Raw genomic sequence first — 20,252 nt, forward strand, 5'->3', positions numbered from 1 at the left:
GCCTTACCCCGTCAGGCCGCTGGCCAGAACGGTCACGGCGCGGCGGTTCTTGGCATAGCAGCTTTCGGCCGAACAGATCTCAAGCGGGCGTTCCTTGCCATAGCTGACCACCTGGATCCGGTTGCCCGCAACCCCTTGGGAAATCAGGAACTCCCGCGCCGAATTGGCCCGGCGCGCACCAAGCGCAAGGTTGTACTCGCGGGTGCCCTGCTCATCCGCGTGGCCCTGGATCGTGACGTTGTAATCGGTATTGGTCAGCAGCCAACCCGCCTGCCCGCGCAGGACCTCTTCGGCCGCAGGCGACAGGCTGGACTGATCCACCGCGAACAGCACCCGGTCACCGATGGCCTGCTGGAAATAAGCCGGGCTGGTGGGATCTGAAACCGATCCCGCTGCACCGGCGCCCGCGCCGCTGCCATCCCCGAACCTGGTGTCGTCCCAGGAGGCGTTGCTACAGCCTGCAACCCCAAGGGCCGCGACCACCAGAAGTGCCTTTTTGAAACCGCTCATGCTCATTCCCTACCCCTTTACGTTTCTTGCTGGCAGCCTACCACATGTCGGATCAGGCAGCCATGCCGGTATTTATGCCCCTTTGACCATTGCGTTATGGTCCGGGCCTCAGTTCTGCAGCGGCGACCAGGCCGGATCCGATGCCCCGTCGGGGGTGCGGACCGGCTTCAGGTTGCGCCCAGTGATATCCACCGAATAGAGCAGCGCCCGGCCGCTCGCCCCCTGGGTTTCGCGGGTGAACATGATCACCCGGCCATTGGGCGACCAGGTCGGCCCCTCGTCCAGGAAGGACGCCGTCAGCAGGCGTTCCTCGCTGCCATCGGTGCGCATGACGCCGATATGGAAACGGCCCTTGCTTTGCTTGGTAAAGGCGATCAGATCGCCGCGCGGCGACCACACCGGGGTGCCATAGCGCCCGGTGCCAAAACTGATCCGCCGCGCCGCGCCGCCCGCTGCGGGCATCACGTAGAGCTGCGGCGCGCCAGAGCGGTCGCTTTCAAACACGATCTGGCTGCCATCCGGCGAATAGGAAGGCGCCGTTTCGATCGACGGTGCGTTGGTCAGGCGGGTGCGTTTTCCGCTGGCGATATCCATCGTGTAAATGTCGGTATTGCCGCCTTGGGATTGTGAATAGACCACAGTGCGCCCATCGGGGGCGAAACGCGGAGCAAAGCTCATGATACCATCGTCCGCCGACAGGATGCGGCGCTGCACCTTACCCACGTCCAGCACGTGGATCTGCGGAAAGCCGGTCTCGTAACTGGTATAAAGCACCCGGTCGCCGGTAGGCGAAAACCGCGGCGCCAGCACGATGGCATCGCTGTTGGTCAGATACTGCACGTTGGCGCCATCATAATCCATGATCGCCAGCCGTTTGCGGCGGTCGTTCTTGGGGCCGGTTTCAGACACAAATACCACCCGGCTGTCGAAATAGCCGCCCTCACCCGTGATCCGGCTGTAGACGGCATCGGCCACCTTGTGCGCCATGCGCCGCCAGCCATCGGTGGTCCCGGAAAACTGCAACCCGCCGCCAAGCTCCCCTTCGGAAAAGACATCATAGGCGCGGAAGCGCACGGTCAGACGCTTGCCCTTGACGCTGACTGCGCCGGTGATCAGCGCCTGCGCATTGACGGCCTTCCAATCAGCAAATTTCACAGCGTCGTCAAAGGCGGCTACCTTGGAAATATGCGCCGAGGCCGGAACCTCGCGGAACAGGCCAGTGCCGCTCAGATCCGCAGCCACCACCCGGGCGATCTGCGCCGCGTATTCGCGCGCTGCCGGGTCGTCTGGAATGAAATCGGGCACCGCATAAGGCAAGGGCTCGATCACGCCCTGATCGATCTCGATCCGCAACGGCCCGTTTTGCGCCAAGGCAGACCCGTTCAGCGCCAGAACGGCGCCGCAGAATGTCAGGCCAATCAGAGCCAGGCGAGCCAGATAGGTCTTCATTTGATCCGCATCCTTTCGGGATTGAATGTCATCTCAATATCACGCCATTGCGCATATTTTTCAGGGGGAAGTTGAAATCCTCGTGACCCGCAGCGGATAATTGCCCGCCGGGCGGCCTCATATGCCTGTTTTGCCGCCGTTGCCGAGCCGCCGGTGCTGGACAGCATCCGGATCGAGCCGCTGTCGGGTTTGCCATCCTGCGCGAGGGAGACACCCACGACCACGGTGGTCTTTAGCGCCTCGGTCGATAGCGAGCCGACATTCCAGCATTGCGACACCGCAACCCGCAGGGCGTCTTTTTCGCCCGAGGTCAGCGGCGGGCCAGAGGGTACCGGCGCCTCCACATCCGCGCCGCCGGACAACGCAGCGGCAAGCGCATCCTCCACAGCAGAAGGGTCCACCTGCGGCTGGGTGTCTTCGGTCTCAACCGGCGTCGACGCCGCTTCAGGCTCCGGCTCCGGCGCCGCCGCGCGGCGTATCGGGCGCCCACGGGGCCGCAGGGACTGCTCGGGCGCGGTCACGGTCTGCTCGTCGCTTTCGTTCTCTTCGGTCACGATACGGTCGCTGGCGGCCTCGGGGGCGGTGGCCTCCTGGACTTCCTGCTCTGTCTCGGCACCGACGTCGGGGGAGACTTCGGGCTGTTCGATCTCATCCACTGCCGTGTCCGGCTCGGGCGGGGCCACCGGCACCGGGGCGACCCGGTCCACCGGGCGCTGCTGCTGTACCTCGGGCTGCGGCGCCACCAGCGCCGTTGTCTCCGGCGGCTCAGGCACGCCGGGCGCCGTGTCCGGCACCTCGGGTTCGGCAGGTTCCGGGGGCTGTTCGGGCGTTTCTGCCACCACCGGGTCGGGGACTGGCGGGGACAGGGGTTCGGGTGTGGGGGGCTCCGGCTCTGGCCGCTGCTGTGGCGGCAGGGACACCTCAGGCGCGGCACTTTCCTGCGGCGGCTGCAGCGTGCTGGCCTCGGGCGCCACCTGCGGCGCCTGCCGCGTCTGGCTGAGGCGCTCGAATTCCTCGGCGCTGATCAGAGAGACCTCCTGCACCTCGAACGGCAACGGCTCGGACGGGAACCAGGCGCCAAATGCGACCCAGCTCAGCAGCAGCCCATGCCCCGCAAGAGAGATCTTGGTTCCGGTCTGCACGCGTCGTGCCCCCGCCTATTGATCCGGGCCGCTGCCCGACCCGCCATCTGCCGCACCCGCAGGTGCACCATCCAGCGCCGGACCACCAACGTCGGTCACCAGACCCACGTTGGAAAAGCCGCCCGCATTGAGCGCCCCCATGATCTGCATGACATCGCTATAGGCAATCGCCCCATCGGCGCGCAGATAGACCCGGTCAGAGCTGCGTTCGGCCGCGATGGCGCGCAGTTTCACCACCAGTTCGTCCCGCGCGACCGAGGTGGTCTGGATCTGGATATCGCCGCCTGCGGTCATGGTGACGGTCAGCGGCTCTTCCTCATCGCCGGGCAAGGCGCCGGCAGCGGTTTTCGGCAGATCCACCGGCACACCCACCGTCATCAGCGGCGCGGCCACCATGAAGATGATCAAGAGTACCAGCATCACATCGACAAAGGGCGTGACGTTGATTTCGGCCATCGGCTGCACCCGGCCGCGACGGCGGCCCCGGCGGCGCCCGCCCGATCCCGAAGACGACTGTTGAACAGCGGCGCCCATGGCTCAGGAATCCAGCTGACGGCTGAGAATGGTAGCGAATTCATCGGCAAAGGCTTCATAGCCGCCAAGGATCCGGTCACTGTCCGCGCTCAGCTTGTTGTAGAAGATCACCGCCGGGATGGCGGCCAGAAGGCCAAGGCCCGTTGCCATCAGCGCCTCGGCAATACCCGGCGCGACAACGGCAAGGTTGGTGTTCTGCTGTTCGGCGATTTCGATAAAGGCAGTCATGATACCCCAGACGGTGCCGAAAAGACCGATAAAGGGCGCCGTGGAACCGACGGTGGCCAGCACTGGCAACCCGCTTTGCAGGGTTTCTGCCTCCTTGGCGATGGCCACATCCATCGACCGGTCAATGCGCGCCTGCGCGCCGGGGATCAGCCCGCCATCGCTGCGATGGCTGCGGCGCCATTCCGCCATGCCAGCAGCAAAGATCCGCCCCGATGGCCCGGCCGGATCCGGCCCCAGCTGATCGAACAGCCCGTCCAGAGGCTCACCCGACCAGAAGGCGGCTTCAAAATCCGCCGCTTCGGCCCGTGCTTTGCGATAGTTGATGATCTTCTGGATGATGATGCCCCAGGACCATACCGAGGCGGCGATCAGCATCAGCATCACCAGTTTCACGGTGATCGTGGCCCGCGCGAATAGGCCCCACATAGAGAAATCAATCTCCTGCGCCAGCGCCAGAGTTTCTGCTTCCATTTGCCTGCTCTATCGTTTCCGGCCATCTGCCTGCGGCCTTGATTGAGGCAACGCTAGCGCAGTTCACACGGAAAAGCCAATGAAACAGGCGTGACAGAGGCCCCAGCCTAGAGCAATGCGCGAATCTCTGCCGGCAGGCGTGTGGGACGTCCATCCGCCGCGGTGACGCAGACCGCCGTGACCACCGCCTTGAACAGGGGCGTGTCGCCGCGCCGCACCAGCTGCCGCATCGTAAGCCGCGCCCCGGTCAGTTTTTCCACCTCGGTTTCCACCACCAGCTCATCTTCGAACTTGGCAGGCGCCAGGTAATCGGCTTCGATCCGCTGCACCACCCAGATGAGACCCGCATCGCGCATGGCATTCTGGTCATTGCCAAGCTTGCGCACCCAGTCGCTGCGCGCCCGCTCGATATAGCGCAGGTAGTTGGCGTGATAGACGATCCCGCCCATGTCGGTGTCTTCATAGTAGACCTGTAACGGGAATTCATGCGTCATGATCTGCCCTTTCTCGCTCTTGCCCGCACCCTAGGGCGCCCCCCTCAGGCCAGCAAGCCCCCGGCCTTTATGACGGTGCGGGATCTTCCAAGGGGTAGTCCGCCAGCACCTCATAGCGCGCACCATCCGGCGTCAGGGTCGAGCGGAACAGCGCCATCCGGTCGATCTGCATCTCTGGCAGCGAGAAATCCCCCTGCGCCTGCAGGAAGGCGCCAAGGCGCTGCGCCCTGTGCTCCGGCATCTGGCGGGGAAACCGGGCAAGGGTGATATGCGGGCGGAACCTTTCGCGCGGCAGGTCGATCTCCGCCCGCTCTGCTGCCCGCCGCACCTGGTCGCGCAACCGGGACAGGTCGGGATCCGGCGCCACCGCAGCAAAAAGGATACGCGGCATACGACCGCCAAACAGATCCAGCCCAGTGATCCGCAACCTCAGGGGCATCGCCGCAATCCGCGTCAGCTCTTCATGCAGCAGCTGCAGTGCGAAATCGGGCTGATCGTCCAGAAAGGCCAGCGTCAGATGCAGATTGTCCCCTGGCACCACGCGCCCCACCGGGATCTCCTCTTGCAGGGTCTCCAGCGCCAGAATGGCCTCCTCTGGCAGTGACAGCCCGACAAAGGACCGCATGGCGCTGACCTCCCCCGTTACTGAACCGGTGTGTCCGGCGGCGGCGCCTGAAGACGCGCAAACAGGCGCAGCGCGTGCGAGGCATCATCCGCAGCCACCGGCATCATCCGGTCATAGGCGGCGGCGATCACCCCGGCGATCTCCGGACGCAGGATGGTCGCGCCGGTTTCCGGCAGCACCGCCAGCGGGGACCTATCGGCAAAGGCGCCCTCGCCCCACATCAGCATCACCTGCACCGCCTGCGTCAGCGCCAGGGTTTCCGCAGGCATCCGCGCCATGTCACCCTTCATCCGCAGGAAGACGAACCCGGCCTGGATGGCACCCTGATCATCAAACCGAAAGGCGCGGTACTGGCTGGCATCCGCCGCCTTGAGCCGCGCCACCAGAGGATCCAGATCCGGGATCAGACGGCCCAGATCCAGAACTTCCAAAAGCTCATCCCACTCGCGGAAGAAAAAGAACATCAGATTGGCGCCCAGTTCCGGGTCGGTTTCGGCCATCTGGTGCCCTGCCAGCGTCACCACAGCTTCGAGCGCACCCTTGATTGTCTTCAGCGTCTCCTCTTCGACACCAAAGACGATAGGCGCAATCGGTCGGCCCCAGCGGGCAAAGGCATAGCCGCCGCCGGGGCGGGAAAACAGCGCTTCGATCTGCTCCGGTGTCAGGTCCAGTGTCATGATGGCGGCTCCGTCGGTCATCCCAGTCTCGCATCGGGGCCGTCTATGCCTGCAAGAGGGCTGAACGGCAAGGGGCAGCTCCCGCGCCCGCAGGACCCCGGCTGCGCCGATGATCCTGACCGGCTTTGGGCCCGGCGCCGCTGTCGCGGCGCGGTTGCGCCATCCGCGCACGCCCCTTTTTCGGGTCAAGGGACGCGCCAGCGGCCACGCGGCACGCGTGGTTCACCCTTGAGGCGGAAAAGGGGAACACACAATAGAAAATGTTCCTGAGGGACAGATCTGTCCTTCAGGAACCTCTCAGCAAGTTATTGCGCCGCCATAGCGGCGCCCCGCCCCTTCAGGAAAACAGATCGCTTTGCGATTTCGGCGGCGCAATCCCCAGATGCGTCCAGGCCTTCTGCGCCAGCATCCGGCCACGCGGCGTGCGCTGGATCAGCCCCTGCTGCAACAGGAAGGGCTCGATCACCTCTTCCAGCGCATCACGGCTTTCGCTCAGCGCCGCCGACAGGGTTTCGATACCCACCGGGCCGCCCGAATAATTCTCGGCAATCAGCCGTAGGTAACGGCGGTCGGCGCCATCTAGGCCCAGATTATCGACACCAAGCCGGGTCAGCGCGCCATCGGCCAACTCCCGGGTGATCGTGCCATCGCCCTCGACCACCGCAAAGTCCACCACGCGGCGCAAGAGCCGCCCGGCGATCCTGGGGGTGCCGCGGGCGCGCCGCGCGATCTCCCGCGCGCCAGCCTCATCCGCCGGGGCGCCAAGCTTGCGGGCGTTGCGGGTGACGATCTCGTGCAGCTCTTCCACGGTATAAAACTGCAGCCGCGTGGGAATGCCGAACCGGTCCCTGAGTGGCGTGGTTAGCAAGCCCATCCGGGTGGTGGCCCCAACCAGAGTAAAGGGCTGCAATTCGATCCGCACGGTGCGGGCCGCCGGTCCTTCACCGATGACGAGATCCAGCTCGAAATCCTCCATCGCCGGGTAAAGCACCTCCTCCACCGCCGGGTTCAACCGGTGGATCTCGTCAATGAACAGGACGTCCCGCGCCTCCAGATTGGTCAGGATCGCGGCCAGATCGCCTGCCTTGGCCAGCACCGGGCCAGAGGTCATACGGAAGTTGACGCCCAGCTCGCGCGCCACGATCTGCGCCAGCGTTGTCTTACCAAGGCCGGGAGGCCCGTGAAAAAGCGTGTGGTCCATCGCCTCGCCGCGGCGGCGGGCGCTTTCGATAAAGACGCGCAGGTTGGCACGCGCCTCGGCCTGACCGATAAACTCGCCCAGCCCCTGCGGGCGCAGGGCACGGTCGCCATCGCCTGCACCGTCTTCGGGCAATGGATCGGGGCGCAGAGTCGGATCGGCGTCAATCATTTCGGCCTCGCAGGCTATTATTCGCACGCTCCCGTCCGGCTGACAGGCCGGACAGTGCCCGGCCGCCCCTCCAGGCGGGCACTTCGTTTCCACCAGCGGCCGGGCACTGCGCTTTGTGCTTCACTGCCATTCTTCGTTCACCCTTTGGGCGCCAGCAGGCGCAGCGCGGCGCGGATCAGCTCCGCCTCTCCGGCTTCCGGCTCTGCTGCTGCGGCCTCGGCCACGGCAGCAGCGGCATCCGACGGCCCATAGCCAAGGTTCCCCAGCGCAGACAGCGCCCCGGCCGAGGCCGCAGCAGCTCCGCTGGGTTGTTTCTGCTGTTTCTTGTTCTTGCGCGCGGGTTTTGCCGCGGGTGCGGGTTCGCCCGTTTCCACCACCGCGTCCAGCTCAGGCCCGTCCATTGCCTCGGTGACGGTCCCGCCCATGGCCATCACGCCGGGCGCCTTGTCCTTCAGATCGAGCACGATGCGCTGCGCGGTCTTGGGACCGACCCCCTTGGCCGCCTTGACCGCTGCCCAATCGCCAAGCGCAATGGCGCGGCTAACCCCATCTGGCCCGAGCGCGCTGAGGATGGCCAGCGAGACCTTCGCCCCGACCCCCTGCACCGAGGTCAGCAGCCGATGCCATTCCTTTTCCGCCAGCGAGGTAAACCCGAACAGCTGCATCAGGTCCTCGCGCACCAGGAGTTCGGTATAAAGCGCCACCGCCTCTCCGACACCGGGCAGCGCCGCCATGGTCCGATCCGAGCAATAGACAATATAACCAACGCCGCGCACGTCGATCAGCACGTGGTCCTGGGCGCGGTACTCCAACCGTCCGGTGAGTTTTCCGATCATGCCCGCACCTCCTTCAGGACCCGCTGCTGCGTACCCCCGTAATAGGCGTGACAGATGGCAATCGCCAGCGCATCGGCCGCATCCGCGCCCTTGGGCGCGCAGCCGGGCAGTTGCAGTTTGACCATATGCAGGATCTGCCCCTTGTCCGCATGTCCGACGCCAACCACCGTCTTCTTCACCCGGTTGGGCGCATATTCCCCCACCGGCAGACCGGCCTTGGCCAGGGTCAACAGCGCAACGCCGCGCGCCTGCCCCAGTTTTAGCGTCCCTGCACCGTCCTTGTTCACGAAGGTCTGTTCGATGGCCGCCTGATCTGGACGATAGGCCGCGATCACCTCGCTGACCTGATTGTGGAGCGACAAGAGCCGCTCTCCCAGATCATCCCCATCTGACTGGCACAGCCCGTTCGCCACATGCGACAGGCGCGTGCCCTGCGATTCGATAACGCCCCAACCGAGGGTCCGCAGCCCCGGATCGATTCCCAAAATCCGCATGCTGTGACCGGTCCCTGCTCATTGGTTCGAATTGTTTTGAAGGTCCACTAGCACAAAAGGCGAACATATCCAAACGCTTTCGCCTTGGGCCACTCAGGGGCGCGAACACCGGAAACGGCGCAAATCGGTAAATTCGGGTTCGAAAACGCCTTCTCGTTGTCGGGCTGCGACATCCGCTGGCGCAAACACTGCAAAACGGAGGAGAGCCCTTATTTACAAGGCCAAAAGCCATGCAAAATTTGCATGGGGCCATGCAAAAATCGACCTTGCTGCCGACGGATTTCGCCTCTACCTGCCGATTAACGTCACACGGCGCATCACAGTAACACATACCCAAGAGGACAAGGATATGGCTGCATTCGACACCACCCGCACCACCTATGGCTCCGTCGGCCTGTTTGGCCGTATCGGCGGCCTTCTGACCACCACTCTGGCCTCTGTCGTGGCCTGGAATGACGCGCGTGTAACCCGCAAGGCGCTGTCCGGTCTCAGCGACCGCGAACTGGCCGACATCGGCATGTGCCGCGGCGACATCGACGACATTGCAGAGGGCAAGCCGGTCTTCTGATCGCCTCCCTTGACCTGACTGACGCTCTTTTTCCCTCAGGGCGCACAGTAAGACGCCGCGGACCACCCTGGTCTGCGGCGTTTTTCGTCTGAATTCAGGAATGTGTCGGCACCCGCCGCCGCAACCGATATAGGCGGCAGGGAAAACGCGCGATACCGCTATTCAGTGCAGATAGGGGCGGAGTTTTTCTCCGATCAGCATGGACACCGGCTCGGCTTGCATCAGAAAGGCACCGGCCCGCTCGACCGCGACCCCTTGGGACAGTTCCGCCACCCGTGCGTCGTAGCTGGCGAAACCCAGCGCCGCCATCAGGAAACCCTTGAACAGAAAAAAGGCACAGAGGAAAAACACCACCGCGCGCGGTGTGATCCGCGAGCGTATCTGGCGCGGTGCCACCACGATCAGACCGTCCGAGCGCACCCGGGCGGAATAGCCAGCAGACATGTCGTTGTGCTTGCCTTCAAGGCGCCGCAGACGCGCCTGGAATTCTTGATGTTGCTTGCCCATAACACGAGCCCCCAAAACCTACTGGCCCCCACCAGCGATTGAGGCAGTATGCGCGCGAAATGTGGCAAGTTTTGGGCGGATACTTAAAATAAGAGGCAAACTTAGCTCAATCAGCTCTCTTTCTGCAGCAAGAGCGTGGTCCATTCGCCGATTTCATCACGTCGACGCAGGGCCAGACCATTCTCTGCGTCGACCGCGATCACATCGTCCGCCTGCTCGTTGAGGATGCCCGACAGGATGGCAAAGCCGTCCTTACGCAGGTTTGCTGCGATATCCGGGGACAGCGCCACAAGCGGGCCTTTCAGGATATTGGCAAAGATCAGATCATAGGGTGCCACCGCCTTCAGATCCGGGTGATCAAAGCCCGCGGCCTCAAGACAGGTCACCTGCCCGCCCATGTCATTGGCCTTGAGGTTCGCCTCGGCGACCTCGACAGCGACCTGATCGATATCGCTGGCCATGAACTGCCCGTCCCAGACCCGCGCCGCTGCCATGGCCAGAACCGCAGTGCCGCAGCCGATGTCGGCCACCTTGGCGCCGGTAAACCCTGTGTCGATCAGATGATCCAGCGCCCGAAGACAGCCCAGCGTGGTGCCGTGGTGGCCGGTGCCGAATGCCATCGCCGCCTCAATCAGGAGCGGGATCTTGTCCCCCGGCACCTTATCCGCATCGTGGCTGCCGTAGACGAAGAACCGCCCGGCCTCGACCGGAGCGAGTTCCCGGCGCACATGGGCGACCCAGTCGGTTTCCGGCAGTTCAGAGACGGCAAAGGGTTTCGCCTCATGCATCGCTGCCAGCAGCGCAAGACCCGCCTCATCCGGAGCTTCGGTGAAATAGCCGCCAACCTCCCACAGGCCCGATCCATCCTCGACCTCGAAGACACCGACACCGGTGGGTTCCGGGGTCAGACGTTCCATCGCATCGCCCAGCGCCTCGGCTTTGGCTTTTCCGGTGAGGGTGGTCAGGGCGGTGAAAGTGGGCATGGCGGGTCTCCAGGATGTGCTGTACAGCGCCTAGGCCCCGCAGACGGTCCCGTCAAGCGTAAGGCGCGCAGGTCCACAGGCACGCCTGCCTCAGCCCGGCCTCACTCAGCCGGGGCGGCAGCGGTAAACTTGCTGAACACCGTCTCGTTGCCCGGCTCGGGATGGCGCGGGATCAGGCAGGCCAGCGTCAGCGAGACCAGCGCCATCGCTGCCGCCAGACCAAAGACCGCGGCCGGAGAGATCACCCACAATAGACCAAGCAGGACCGGCAGGAAGACCGCCGCGATATGGTTGATGGTAAAGGCAACCGCTGCCGTGGGGGCGATATCGCCAGGATCGGCGATTTTCTGGAAATAGGTCTTCAACGCCAGCGCCAGCGCAAACAGCACGTGATCGATGACATAAAGCGTCGCCGCCAGCACGACGCCCCAACCGAACCAGTAGATGCCGCCATACATGGCAAAGACCACGGCCAGCCCGGCGTATTCAAAGATCAGGGTTCGCCGTTCGCCGAATTTAGCGACAAACCGGCCCAGCAGCGGCGCCACGGTCATGTTGATCACCAGGTTGATCAGGAACAGGGCGGTGACTTCATGCACCTCAAACCCAAATTTCTCGACCATCATGAAGCCGGCAAAGACGACAAAGATCTGCCGCCGCGCCCCGGCCATGAATTGCAGCGCATAATAGAGCCAGTAGCGGCGGCGCAGGATCAACTTTTTGACCTGCGGGTGCGGAGCCTCGAATTGCGGATAGACCATGAGGCAAACCAGCGCCAGCAGCGTCGTCACCCCGCCTGCGCTCATGAAAACGACGTTGTAGCTGAGGTTCAGCGGCTCCCACAGCAGGACAATCAGCCCGTAGACCACCAGCGTCGCCGCCGACCCGGCGGCCAGCAACCAGCCCAGGATCTGCGGCGCCCGTGCCTTTGGCAGCCATTGCAGCTGCAGCGATTGGTTCACCGTCTCGTAGTAGTGAAACCCAATCGAGGACAGCATGGTGATGGTCAGGATCCCGCCCAGCGAGGGGAACCAGGCAGTTACCGCCGTCGCCGCGCCCAGAAGCATAAGCGACACCAGCCCCAGCACCTGTTCCCGCACCAGCAGGATCACTGCGATCACCCCGATGGCCAGAAATCCTGGGATTTCCCGCACCGTGTGAAGCAGGCCGATATCGGCGCCGTCGAACTGAGCCACCTCGATGACAAAGTTGTTGAGCAGCGCATTCCAGGCATTGAAGGCAATCGGCATACATAGCGCCATGACGAACAACAGCGTGGTCGGGCGACGCCAGCGCGGCATATTGCGCGCGGTCTCTATCGGGACGGGATTGAACATGGGTCAAGCATGTACGCCCCTTTGCCTGCTCTGGCGAGAGCAAAACCGCCCGTGCACATCTGATCTGCATCAATGCAGCGCCCCTGATTTATACATATTACGATGCGTGCATAGATCAGGAGGCGCGCAATGGATCTGGTTTCACTTGTAGAAGGCATCGGAGAGGCCCCGACGGCGGCCCTGTTCGGGTTGCTCACCGGTCTGACCTTTGGCGTTGCGGCGCAGCGCTCCCGCTTTTGCCTGCGCGCGGCCACGGTGGAATTCGCGCGCGGCCGGATGGAGGACAAGGTGGCGGTCTGGCTGCTGACCTTCTCTACCGCCGTGGTCTGGGTGCAGGCGGCGCAGCTACTGGGGCTGATGAATGCAGCGGATGCGCGGATGATGGCGGTGCCGGGCAGCTGGTCCGGCGCGGTGATCGGCGGTCTGATCTTTGGCGCTGGCATGGTGCTGGCGCGGGGCTGCTCGGGGCGGCTTCTGGTGCTGGCGGCCACCGGCAACCTGCGCTCGGTCGTGTCCGGGCTGATCTTTGCCGTCGTGGCACAGATGAGCCTTTCGGGCGTGCTGTCACCGCTGCGCGACCGGCTGGCCGGGCTCTGGGTGACATCCGGCGGGCGCAACATGGATCTTCTTGCCACCTTTGGCCTGCCGGAATGGGGCGGTCTGGCCCTTGGCGCGGCGATTGCTGTGCTGGCGCTCTGGCTGTCGCGCCGCAACCGTATCGGCGCGGCGCGGCTGATCTTTGCCTCGGGCGTGGGGTTTGCCGTCGCCATGGGCTGGGTGCTGACCTATGAGCTCAGCCTCGTCGCCTTTGACCCGGTGCAGATCGAAAGTGCCACCTTCACCGGCCCCTCGGCCCATACGCTGATGTTTTTCCTCGACCGCAACGCCATTCTTGAATTCGATGTGGGTCTGGTGCCGGGCGTCTTTATCGGCGCGATGCTGGCCGCTGCCCTGTCCGGAGAGATGAGGATCCAGGCCTTTGACGGCGCTGTCACCATGCGCAAGGCGATGATCGGCGCGGCCCTGATGGGATTTGGCGGCATGCTGGCGGGTGGCTGCGCCATCGGCGCGGGCGTCACCGGCGGGTCGATCTTTGCCGGCACCGCCTGGCTGGCGCTGTTCTACATGTGGATCGGAGCGATGCTGACCGATTTCCTGATCGATCAGCGCACAGAAGGTGTCTTGGCCTGAAGAGAACTCTGTATCGCGCAACCCCTGTCTCCGGCTACGCCCTGAGATAGTCGAAGCGCGCGACCATCAAATCGACAATTTTCTTGGCTTCCCCACGCTCCAGTTCCAATCCGAAGCCAAGCGTGCGGGTACCATAGTCGAACTTGATGGCGCCATACGAAAATCCGGACATGAACCACGCGGGCATGTTGCGTCCGCCAAACATGGAAGGGGTGCCCTCATCCACGCTCCGCAAATCCGAGATGTGTTCGGCCTTGCAGTTATTGCCCCGCTGAAAGGAACCGATGCTGCGGGTGACGTGGATGCCCTGCGGTGTCACAAAGACGACCTCCCTGCCAAACAGCATCCATCCGGCAAAGCCAATCGCAAAAGCTCCGCCTACCGTCCAGGCGCCGAGCCAGAAGATAAGAAACAGACCGCCGCCCCCCGCACTGCCAGAAAACAAGGTACCAGCCGCGACAATCCAGCCAAAGGCCCAGCCACAGAGCCAGAAACAAAGAAACACGGAAATCAGGATACGCTTCTTGGAGGGAACGACAATCCGCAGACCATCTGATGTCTCATATACCGTGGCACGCCCCGCCTCCGGATCAAGGAACTCATCTCTCATAATCGCACTCTGCAACGTTTGCTCAAATATTTGACTGAAGCATGCAGCGCTGAGGCGAAAAGGCCCACCGATTTCTTCGCCATCAGAAGAAACTCTGCGGGTCGATATCGACGCTGAGGCGCAGATCGCCCTTTGGCCGCACCGGCGCGATCCAACGGGCGATGGCCTCTTGCAAGGGCGCGCCCTTGGCCGCCTTCACCAGAAGTCGCACCCGGTGGCGGCCCCGGACCCGGGCGATGGGAGCAGGGGCCGGGCCGAACAGCTGCGCGCCGATCTGGCGCAGGGCGCCATCGTTGCGCGCCAGCGTTTCGCCAAGATCAAAGACCTGCGCCAGATCTGATCCCGACAGGATGATCCCCGCCATACGGCCAAAGGGCGGCACCCCGGCAGCCTGCCGTTCAGCGGCCTCAGCCTTCCAGAAGGCTTCCTCGTCCCCGGACAGGATCGCCCGGATCACCGGATGCTCGGGCTGAAAGGTCTGCAAGAGCGCCTCGCCCGGCTTTTCCGCCCGCCCGGCACGCCCCGCGACCTGCCGCATCAGCTGGAATGTCCGCTCTGCTGCGCGCAGGTCAGACCCCTGCAGACCCAGGTCCGCATCGATCACACCCACCAGCGTCAGCAGCGGAAAGTTATGCCCCTTGGCCACCAATTGCGTGCCGAGGATGATATCCGCCTCTCCCGCCGCAATCTCCTCGATCCGTTGTTTCAACGCGCGGGCCGACCCAAACAGATCCGAGCTGAGAACCGCGATGCGCGCTTCGGGAAACAGCGCGGCGGCTTCCTCTCCCAGCCGTTCGATCCCGGGGCCGACCGGGGCCATCTTGCCTTCGACCTGACACGATGGACAGACCTCGGGCACCGGTTTCGTCTCACCGCATTGGTGGCACATCAGCCGTTTCAGGAAGCGATGCTCGACCATTCGGCTGTCACAATGATCGCAGGCCATCTGCGCACCGCAGGCCCGACAGATGGTCACGGGCGCAAATCCCCGGCGGTTGAGGAACAACAGCGACTGTTCCCCCTGCTCCAGCCGCGCCTTCATGGCGTATTTCAGCGTCGGAGAGATCCAGGTCGAGGGCAGAAGATCCTCGGCCCGCATATCCACCGCGCGCATCTCCGGCAGCACCGAGGCGCCAAAGCGCGAGGTCAGATCCAGCCGCTTGTACTTGCCTGCGTCGGCGTTGGCCCAGGTTTCAAGGCTGGGCGTGGCCGAGGCCAATACCACCTGCGCCGAACACATGGCCGCGCGCAGCACCGCCATGTCGCGGGCATTGTAAAGAACGCCATCCTCTTGCTTGTAAGAGGTGTCGTGTTCCTCATCGACGATGATCAGCCCAAGGTTCCGGTACGGCAGGAACAGCGCCGAGCGCGCGCCGATCACCAGCTGCGCCTTGCCCTGCCCCACCATGCGCCAGACCCGTCGGCGTTCGGTCATGGTGGCGCCGGAATGCCATTCCGCCGGGGTGGCGCCGAACCGCGCTTCGACCCGTTTCAGGAACTCCGCTGTCAGCGCGATCTCGGGCAACAGGACTAGCGCCTGGCGCCCGGCGCGCAAGGCCGCCGCCACCGCTTCAAGATAAACCTCGGTCTTGCCCGATCCGGTGACACCTTTCAGCAGCGTGGTGCCATAGGCGCCGCTTTTGACGCCCTCTTCCAGCGCCGCCGCTGCTGCCGCCTGATCGTCGGTCAGCGCCTTGCCCGGCAGATCAGGATCCAGATTCGGATAGGGCAGATCGCGCGGGGTTTCTTCCTCGCGCAGGGCGCCCTGTTTCACCAACCCCTTGACCACCGACGGGGTCACGCCCGCCATATCGGCCAGTTCCTTGGGGGTGAAAGCCAGCCCACCAAATTCCTCCATCGCGTCCAAAACCCGGGCGCGGGCATCGGTCATCCGGTCCGGCTCTTGATCGCCCCGACGCAGGATCTTGCGCATCGAGGGCGGATCGGACAGCCCCGGCGCCCGGCTCGCCAGCCGCAGCATCGCGGGCATCGGCGTCAGCGTGTAATCGGCCGCCTTGCCCAGAAACGCGCGCATCTCGCTGCGCATCGGCGCCACATCCAGAACCCGGATCACGCTGCGCAGTTTCGACGAATCAAAATCGCCCGCGCCCGGCCCCCAGACCACGCCCAGCACCTTGCGCGGACCCAGCGGCACCTCGACATAGGCGCCGAGGAAACAACCGCCCTCGGGGGCGCGGTAATCCAGAAGCCGGTCAAGCGGCTGCGTGGTCAGCACCGCCACCCGCTCTCCTGCTTCGAAATGCTCCTGATCGCTCACCGCTACCTACCTTGTGCCCTTGCAAATTGTCCGTGCAAAGTGTCCCTGCAAAACCGCCGGGGCTTTTTAATGCCTCCCCCATGAGGTAAAGGCTAGCCCAATCAAGGCCAACCCACGCCAAAGGATTCCCGGATATGAAATTCTTCGTAGATACCGCCGAAATCGATGCCATTGCCGAACTCAATGACCTTGGCATGGTGGATGGCGTCACCACCAACCCCTCGCTGATCAAGAAATCCGGCCGTGACATCATCGAAGTCACCAAGGAAATCTGTGATCTGGTCGACGGTCCCGTTTCCGCCGAAGTGACGGCCACCGATGCCGAAACCATGATCGCCGAAGGCCGCAAGCTGGTCGAAATCGCCGAGAATATCGCCGTCAAGGTGCCGCTGACCTGGGATGGCCTCAAGGCCTGCAAGGTGCTCAGCGACGACGGAAATATGGTCAACGTGACGCTGTGCTTCTCCGCCAATCAGGCACTTCTGGCGGCCAAGGCCGGTGCCAGCTTCATCTCTCCCTTCATCGGGCGTCTGGATGACATCAACCTCGATGGCATGGAGCTGATCGAGGACATCCGCACCATCTACGACAACTACGGGTTCGAGACCGAGATTCTCGCCGCCTCGATCCGCACCGTGAACCACGTGCTGGACTCTGCTCGCATCGGCGCCGACGTGATCACCGCACCTCCTGCCGTGATCAAATCCATGGTGAACCACCCGCTCACCGACAAGGGGCTTGATGCCTTCCTCGCCGACATCAAGGACGCAGGCATCAAGATCCTCTGATCCGGGGCCAATATTCCAACGACCCAAAGGCGCCCCATCCCGGGGCGCTTTTTTCTTGGCGTTTCCTGATCCGGCGCAAACCGCCGGGTCAAGGGCCGCGCAGCGGTCGCGCCCCGCGCGATCCACCCTTGATGCGGCGCCTTTCAAAACACAATCGACAGGGCGCTTTGAGGGGGCAGAGCGCCCCCTCAAACGCTTCTCAGCAAACCTCAAAAGGTCCGCCAGGACCGCCACGCCGGGCAACAGCCCGGCGCCCGGCCCAACCAGCGAGGAGGCCGCCCATGGCGGCCCCGCAGTGGGCGGGAGCCTCCCGATACCCTTGATGCGGAGCTTCGGCGTTTTCCCACCAGAGACACATTTTTCACCCGCATCGCCCAAAACCCATGTTATAACCCGGTCAAAAGACCCCAAAGAGGTTCGAACATGAGCAGCAATACCGCCAAACTCGACGACGCCCTGCGCGCCGCGATTCTGGAAAAACCAGACGCGATCCTGGAGGATCAGAATCTGATGAACGCCCTCGTCAGCGCCAATGAACGCGCCATGGGCTCGAATATCGTGGATCTGCGCGGCATCGCCATGGAGCGGCTGGAGGCGCGGCTGGATCGGCTGGAGGATACGCACCGTTCAGTCATCGCCGCGGCCTATGAAAACCTGTCCGGCACCAACCAGATCCACCGCGCGGTGCTGCGCCTGCTGGACCCCACCGATTTCACCGGTTTCCTGGCCAGCCTCAATCAGGAGATGGCCGAAATCCTGCGCGTCGATGCGCTGGCGCTGGTGCTGGAAACCCGGCAGGAGGACGGCAGCGCCGCCGCCGAACGTATCGGCGATGTGCTGAAAATCGTCTCGCCCGGCTATGTCGCCGACTATGCCGCCGCAGGCGGGCGCGGCGGGCCGGACCGTCAGGTCACCCTGCGCCAGTTGCAGACCGGCAGCGCCCGGATCTATGGCGGCAAGGCGGAGTGGATCCGCTCCGAAGCTTGCCTGAAGCTGGATCTGGGCAGCGGCCGCCTGCCCGGCATGCTGGTGCTCGGCTCTGAGGATCCGCATCAGTTCTCGCCGCAGCAGGGCACCGACCTTCTCGGCTTCTTCGCGGGTGTCTTTGAACGAACCATGCGCCGCTGGCTGTCATGAGCCTGATCTCCCCGGCCTGCCGCGACGCCCTGCAGCACTGGCTGGAGGGGCTTGCCGCGCTGGGGAGCGCCTCGGCCAATACGATCACCGCCTATCAGGGCGATGTCACCAGCTTCCTCGCCTTCATGACCAGCCATACCGGCGGCCCACAGGGGCTGGGGGCGCTGGCGCAGATCTCTACCGCCGACATGCGCGCCTGGATGGCCTCCGAGCGCAGCGCGGGCACCGGTTCACGCTCGCTGGCACGCAAACTCTCCTCGGTCAAAAGCTTCTATCGCTGGCTGGCGACACGCGAAGGGTTCGAGCCCACCGCGGTTCTTGCGGTGCGGGCACCGAAGTTCCAGAAAAAGCTGCCCCGCCCGCTGGCGCAGGACGCTGCCCGCGCCGTCATCGAGACGGTCGAGCTGCAATCCACCAGCGACTGGGTCGCCGCCCGCGATGTTGCGGTCGTGACTCTGCTTTACGGCTGCGGCTTGCGCATTTCCGAGGCGCTCAGCCTCACCGGCGGCGATGCGCCCCTGCCACAGGTCCTGCGGATCAAGGGCAAGGGCGAAAAGGAACGGGTGGTGCCTGTGATCGCTGCCGCCCGCGATGCCGTGGATCGCTATCTGGACCTCTGCCCGCATCCGCAGATGCAGGACGCACCGCTGTTTCGCGGCCAGCGCGGTGGTGCCCTCAACCCCCGCCAGATCCAGGGGGTCATGGCCAGAACCCGCGCCCAGCTGGGCCTGCCTGCCTCGGCCACGCCCCACGCGCTGCGGCACAGTTTTGCCACCCACCTGCTGGAGGCCGGAGGCGATCTGCGCGCCATTCAGGAGCTTCTGGGCCATGCCTCGCTTTCCACCACGCAGGCCTACACGGCGGTGGATACGGCGCATCTGATGGAAGTCTACAACCGCGCCCATCCCAAGGCTTGATCTCAGACCGAAAGGCCCCTCAGCGTCGCTGGAAGACAGCCCAGGTAAAGGGTTGCTCGGCGCCGCCCGGTGTCTGGTGTACTTCTCGCCAGTCGTGCAACAGGGTGAACGCGTCCCCCAGCTCCTGCCCCAGCCCTTCGGCGGAATATCTGCGCACCGGCAGGCCGCTGCATGTCTCCGGCCCGTCCGGCGCAAAGGTTGCAAGGATCACATGTCCATCGGGACGCACCCCAACCCGCAAAGCAGCCACATAGGCGGCACGGTCGGCCGCGTTGGTCAGAAAGTGGAACACCGCCCGATCGTGCCAGATCCCATAGGCGCGCGGCGGCACCCATTCAGTGATATTGGCCGCGATGCGCACGACGTCCTGCGCCCGGTCTCCCAGCCGCTGTGCCTGTACCGCCAAAGCAGCGTCGGAGATATCCAGAACCGTCAGATCCCGCCAGCCACGTTCCAGCAGAACCGCCGCCAGATCCGAAGCGCCTCCCCCGACGTCCAGAAACGGCTGATCCTGCGCGCCGATCAGATCAATAGCCTTCAGCGAAGCCTTGGGATACGCCTGATACCAGCTGACGCTCGTCGGCGCCTTGCTCTCATAGACAGCATTCCAATGTGCGCTCTGGTCTGGCATCGCGCTCCCCCTTCAGACGCTCCCCGTGCCGGAGCATATCTGGCCAGCACATTAGACATGCGATTATCAGAATGCAAAACGCTCAGGCGGCCCCCCACCGGATAAGACAGGCATCCAAGCGCGCGGAATAAATAAAATGCAATATATTCCGAAGCCTGCCGACAACCTCTCCTTAACCGCGTTCAGAGTTGATAGGGGCAAACCCGCTCCAGAAAGGATGCCCTATGTATCACGACCCCCATTTCTGTTTTGGCCAGGCCCCCGCTGCACCGGCGGCGCCCGTCTCTCAGATCCGCCTCCCCCGCTCCATTCCTGTTTCGCATTGGCCCTTCCCCGGCTCCATCCCCGGCGTCGTAAGGGAAATGCTTTATATGTCCGATGATGGTGCCGCCTTTGATGCGGCCGTGGAAAACGCGCCCCATATCAGCAAAACGCTGCACTGAACCCTTGCGGGCCGAGGGCAAATTCGCCATCAC

General features: G+C 64.0%; 23 protein-coding genes. 6 read left to right on the forward strand and 17 right to left on the reverse strand.

The annotated features are described in order from the left end of the window. Positions 1-3: 3 nt before the first annotated feature. The 11 genes from pal to ruvC all read right to left on the reverse strand — a co-directional run bounded on the left by pal (position 4) and on the right by ruvC (position 8,829). Complete coding sequence (gene pal / locus SM763_RS11760) at positions 4-510, reverse strand: peptidoglycan-associated lipoprotein Pal (protein ID WP_065272677.1); 507 nt, start codon at positions 508-510, stop codon at positions 4-6. Positions 511-618: 108 nt separating this feature from the next. Beyond that, on the reverse strand, positions 619-1,959 hold the full coding sequence (tolB, locus tag SM763_RS11765; protein WP_274827732.1) for a Tol-Pal system beta propeller repeat protein TolB: 1,341 nt from the start codon (positions 1,957-1,959) through the stop codon (positions 619-621). Continuing rightward, positions 1,956-3,101: an energy transducer TonB gene (locus tag SM763_RS11770; RefSeq protein WP_368998646.1), complete on the reverse strand. Its 1,146-nt coding sequence runs from the start codon at positions 3,099-3,101 to the stop codon at positions 1,956-1,958. Before SM763_RS11770 ends, tolB begins: the two co-directional genes overlap by 4 nt. A 15-nt stretch (positions 3,102-3,116) precedes the next feature. Next, the gene (gene tolR, locus SM763_RS11775; RefSeq protein ID WP_274827730.1) at positions 3,117-3,635 is read right to left on the reverse strand and encodes a protein TolR; all 519 of its coding nucleotides are present in this window, start codon (positions 3,633-3,635) and stop codon (positions 3,117-3,119) included. A 3-nt stretch (positions 3,636-3,638) separates the two neighbouring features. After that, positions 3,639-4,334: a protein TolQ gene (gene tolQ / locus SM763_RS11780; RefSeq protein WP_065272673.1), complete on the reverse strand. Its 696-nt coding sequence runs from the start codon at positions 4,332-4,334 to the stop codon at positions 3,639-3,641. A gap of 107 nt (positions 4,335-4,441) precedes the next feature. Then, positions 4,442-4,828: a tol-pal system-associated acyl-CoA thioesterase gene (gene ybgC, locus SM763_RS11785; protein WP_274834516.1), complete on the reverse strand. Its 387-nt coding sequence runs from the start codon at positions 4,826-4,828 to the stop codon at positions 4,442-4,444. A 67-nt stretch (positions 4,829-4,895) separates the two neighbouring features. Continuing rightward, on the reverse strand, positions 4,896-5,453 hold the full coding sequence (thpR, locus tag SM763_RS11790; protein WP_368998647.1) for an RNA 2',3'-cyclic phosphodiesterase: 558 nt from the start codon (positions 5,451-5,453) through the stop codon (positions 4,896-4,898). A gap of 17 nt (positions 5,454-5,470) precedes the next feature. Then, positions 5,471-6,130 (reverse strand): hypothetical protein, encoded by a 660-nt coding sequence (locus SM763_RS11795; RefSeq protein WP_368998744.1) that lies wholly within the window; start codon positions 6,128-6,130, stop codon positions 5,471-5,473. Positions 6,131-6,467: 337 nt separating this feature from the next. Beyond that, a complete protein-coding gene (gene ruvB, locus SM763_RS11800; protein WP_274827841.1) occupies positions 6,468-7,499 on the reverse strand; it encodes a Holliday junction branch migration DNA helicase RuvB in 1,032 nt (343 codons plus the stop codon). 137 nt (positions 7,500-7,636) lie between these two features. After that, positions 7,637-8,335, reverse strand: a complete 699-nt coding sequence (gene ruvA / locus SM763_RS11805; protein ID WP_368998648.1) for a Holliday junction branch migration protein RuvA — start codon at positions 8,333-8,335, stop codon at positions 7,637-7,639. Further along, entirely contained in the window at positions 8,332-8,829 is a 498-nt protein-coding gene (gene ruvC / locus SM763_RS11810) for a crossover junction endodeoxyribonuclease RuvC (protein WP_065272667.1), read from the reverse strand. The genes ruvA and ruvC overlap by 4 nt, the downstream gene beginning before the upstream one ends. Positions 8,830-9,178: 349 nt before the next feature. On the opposite strand from ruvC, the gene SM763_RS11815 reads away from it, so the two are divergent. Further along, positions 9,179-9,397 carry a DUF1127 domain-containing protein gene (locus SM763_RS11815; protein ID WP_065272666.1) on the forward strand — a complete coding sequence of 73 codons (219 nt, stop codon included), beginning with the start codon at positions 9,179-9,181 and terminating at the stop codon, positions 9,395-9,397. Between the two features lie 162 nt (positions 9,398-9,559). On the opposite strand, the gene SM763_RS11820 is transcribed toward SM763_RS11815, so the two are convergent. The 3 genes from SM763_RS11820 to SM763_RS11830 all read right to left on the reverse strand — a co-directional run bounded on the left by SM763_RS11820 (position 9,560) and on the right by SM763_RS11830 (position 12,224). Further along, a complete protein-coding gene (locus SM763_RS11820) occupies positions 9,560-9,904 on the reverse strand; it encodes a hypothetical protein (protein ID WP_274831318.1) in 345 nt (114 codons plus the stop codon). A 110-nt stretch (positions 9,905-10,014) separates the two neighbouring features. Further along, the gene (locus SM763_RS11825) at positions 10,015-10,887 is read right to left on the reverse strand and encodes a 50S ribosomal protein L11 methyltransferase (protein ID WP_368998649.1); all 873 of its coding nucleotides are present in this window, start codon (positions 10,885-10,887) and stop codon (positions 10,015-10,017) included. Between the two features lie 101 nt (positions 10,888-10,988). Beyond that, positions 10,989-12,224, reverse strand: a complete 1,236-nt coding sequence (locus SM763_RS11830) for an MFS transporter (protein WP_368998650.1) — start codon at positions 12,222-12,224, stop codon at positions 10,989-10,991. Positions 12,225-12,353: 129 nt separating this feature from the next. Here SM763_RS11830 and SM763_RS11835 point away from each other — a divergent pair, with 129 nt between their 5' ends. Then, the gene (locus SM763_RS11835) at positions 12,354-13,415 is read left to right on the forward strand and encodes a YeeE/YedE family protein (protein ID WP_368998651.1); all 1,062 of its coding nucleotides are present in this window, start codon (positions 12,354-12,356) and stop codon (positions 13,413-13,415) included. Positions 13,416-13,449: 34 nt separating this feature from the next. On the opposite strand, the gene SM763_RS11840 is transcribed toward SM763_RS11835, so the two are convergent. Both SM763_RS11840 and SM763_RS11845 read right to left on the reverse strand, forming a co-directional pair. Further along, positions 13,450-14,025, reverse strand: a complete 576-nt coding sequence (locus SM763_RS11840) for a hypothetical protein (RefSeq protein WP_368998652.1) — start codon at positions 14,023-14,025, stop codon at positions 13,450-13,452. An 82-nt stretch (positions 14,026-14,107) separates the two neighbouring features. Beyond that, the gene (locus SM763_RS11845) at positions 14,108-16,303 is read right to left on the reverse strand and encodes a primosomal protein N' (RefSeq protein WP_368998653.1); all 2,196 of its coding nucleotides are present in this window, start codon (positions 16,301-16,303) and stop codon (positions 14,108-14,110) included. Between the two features lie 134 nt (positions 16,304-16,437). Here SM763_RS11845 and fsa point away from each other — a divergent pair, with 134 nt between their 5' ends. From fsa to SM763_RS11860, 3 genes are all read left to right on the forward strand, one after another. Further along, on the forward strand, positions 16,438-17,091 hold the full coding sequence (gene fsa, locus SM763_RS11850; protein ID WP_065272657.1) for a fructose-6-phosphate aldolase: 654 nt from the start codon (positions 16,438-16,440) through the stop codon (positions 17,089-17,091). 423 nt (positions 17,092-17,514) lie between these two features. Further along, positions 17,515-18,228, forward strand: coding sequence for a DUF484 family protein (locus tag SM763_RS11855; protein ID WP_274831324.1), 714 nt, complete (start codon positions 17,515-17,517; stop codon positions 18,226-18,228). Continuing rightward, positions 18,225-19,145 carry a tyrosine recombinase XerC gene (locus tag SM763_RS11860; RefSeq protein WP_368998654.1) on the forward strand — a complete coding sequence of 307 codons (921 nt, stop codon included), beginning with the start codon at positions 18,225-18,227 and terminating at the stop codon, positions 19,143-19,145. Before SM763_RS11855 ends, SM763_RS11860 begins: the two co-directional genes overlap by 4 nt. Positions 19,146-19,164: 19 nt before the next feature. Here the strand turns inward: SM763_RS11860 and SM763_RS11865 are convergent, their stop codons facing one another. Then, entirely contained in the window at positions 19,165-19,776 is a 612-nt protein-coding gene (locus tag SM763_RS11865; protein WP_368998655.1) for a class I SAM-dependent methyltransferase, read from the reverse strand. Positions 19,777-20,000: 224 nt separating this feature from the next. On the opposite strand from SM763_RS11865, the gene SM763_RS11870 reads away from it, so the two are divergent. Next, complete coding sequence (locus SM763_RS11870) at positions 20,001-20,219, forward strand: hypothetical protein (protein ID WP_274827716.1); 219 nt, start codon at positions 20,001-20,003, stop codon at positions 20,217-20,219. The last annotated feature ends 33 nt before the right edge of the window (positions 20,220-20,252 follow it).

Origin of the sequence: Pseudophaeobacter sp. C1-32P7 (genome assembly GCF_041008775.1) — a bacterium.
Lineage (GTDB): Bacteria > Pseudomonadota > Alphaproteobacteria > Rhodobacterales > Rhodobacteraceae > Phycobacter > Phycobacter gallaeciensis_A.

Excerpts from the sequence above, each read along its gene's own strand:
- tolB (WP_274827732.1), bottom strand. The coding sequence starts at position 1,959 with ATGAAGACCTATCTGGCTCGCCTGGCTCTGATTGGCCTGACATTCTGC.
- SM763_RS11865 (WP_368998655.1), bottom strand. The coding sequence starts at position 19,776 with ATGCCAGACCAGAGCGCACATTGGAATGCTGTCTATGAGAGCAAGGCG.
- tolR (WP_274827730.1), bottom strand. The coding sequence starts at position 3,635 with ATGGGCGCCGCTGTTCAACAGTCGTCTTCGGGATCGGGCGGGCGCCGC.
- pal (WP_065272677.1), bottom strand. The coding sequence starts at position 510 with ATGAGCGGTTTCAAAAAGGCACTTCTGGTGGTCGCGGCCCTTGGGGTT.
- SM763_RS11870 (WP_274827716.1), top strand. The coding sequence starts at position 20,001 with ATGTATCACGACCCCCATTTCTGTTTTGGCCAGGCCCCCGCTGCACCG.
- ruvA (WP_368998648.1), bottom strand. The coding sequence starts at position 8,335 with ATGATCGGAAAACTCACCGGACGGTTGGAGTACCGCGCCCAGGACCAC.
- SM763_RS11830 (WP_368998650.1), bottom strand. The coding sequence starts at position 12,224 with ATGTTCAATCCCGTCCCGATAGAGACCGCGCGCAATATGCCGCGCTGG.
- SM763_RS11820 (WP_274831318.1), bottom strand. The coding sequence starts at position 9,904 with ATGGGCAAGCAACATCAAGAATTCCAGGCGCGTCTGCGGCGCCTTGAA.
- ruvC (WP_065272667.1), bottom strand. The coding sequence starts at position 8,829 with ATGCGGATTTTGGGAATCGATCCGGGGCTGCGGACCCTCGGTTGGGGC.
- ruvB (WP_274827841.1), bottom strand. The coding sequence starts at position 7,499 with ATGATTGACGCCGATCCGACTCTGCGCCCCGATCCATTGCCCGAAGAC.
- ybgC (WP_274834516.1), bottom strand. The coding sequence starts at position 4,828 with ATGACGCATGAATTCCCGTTACAGGTCTACTATGAAGACACCGACATG.
- SM763_RS11840 (WP_368998652.1), bottom strand. The coding sequence starts at position 14,025 with ATGAGAGATGAGTTCCTTGATCCGGAGGCGGGGCGTGCCACGGTATAT.
- SM763_RS11825 (WP_368998649.1), bottom strand. The coding sequence starts at position 10,887 with ATGCCCACTTTCACCGCCCTGACCACCCTCACCGGAAAAGCCAAAGCC.
- SM763_RS11855 (WP_274831324.1), top strand. The coding sequence starts at position 17,515 with ATGAGCAGCAATACCGCCAAACTCGACGACGCCCTGCGCGCCGCGATT.
- fsa (WP_065272657.1), top strand. The coding sequence starts at position 16,438 with ATGAAATTCTTCGTAGATACCGCCGAAATCGATGCCATTGCCGAACTC.
- thpR (WP_368998647.1), bottom strand. The coding sequence starts at position 5,453 with ATGCGGTCCTTTGTCGGGCTGTCACTGCCAGAGGAGGCCATTCTGGCG.
- SM763_RS11815 (WP_065272666.1), top strand. The coding sequence starts at position 9,179 with ATGGCTGCATTCGACACCACCCGCACCACCTATGGCTCCGTCGGCCTG.
- SM763_RS11835 (WP_368998651.1), top strand. The coding sequence starts at position 12,354 with ATGGATCTGGTTTCACTTGTAGAAGGCATCGGAGAGGCCCCGACGGCG.
- tolQ (WP_065272673.1), bottom strand. The coding sequence starts at position 4,334 with ATGGAAGCAGAAACTCTGGCGCTGGCGCAGGAGATTGATTTCTCTATG.
- SM763_RS11860 (WP_368998654.1), top strand. The coding sequence starts at position 18,225 with ATGAGCCTGATCTCCCCGGCCTGCCGCGACGCCCTGCAGCACTGGCTG.
- SM763_RS11795 (WP_368998744.1), bottom strand. The coding sequence starts at position 6,130 with ATGACACTGGACCTGACACCGGAGCAGATCGAAGCGCTGTTTTCCCGC.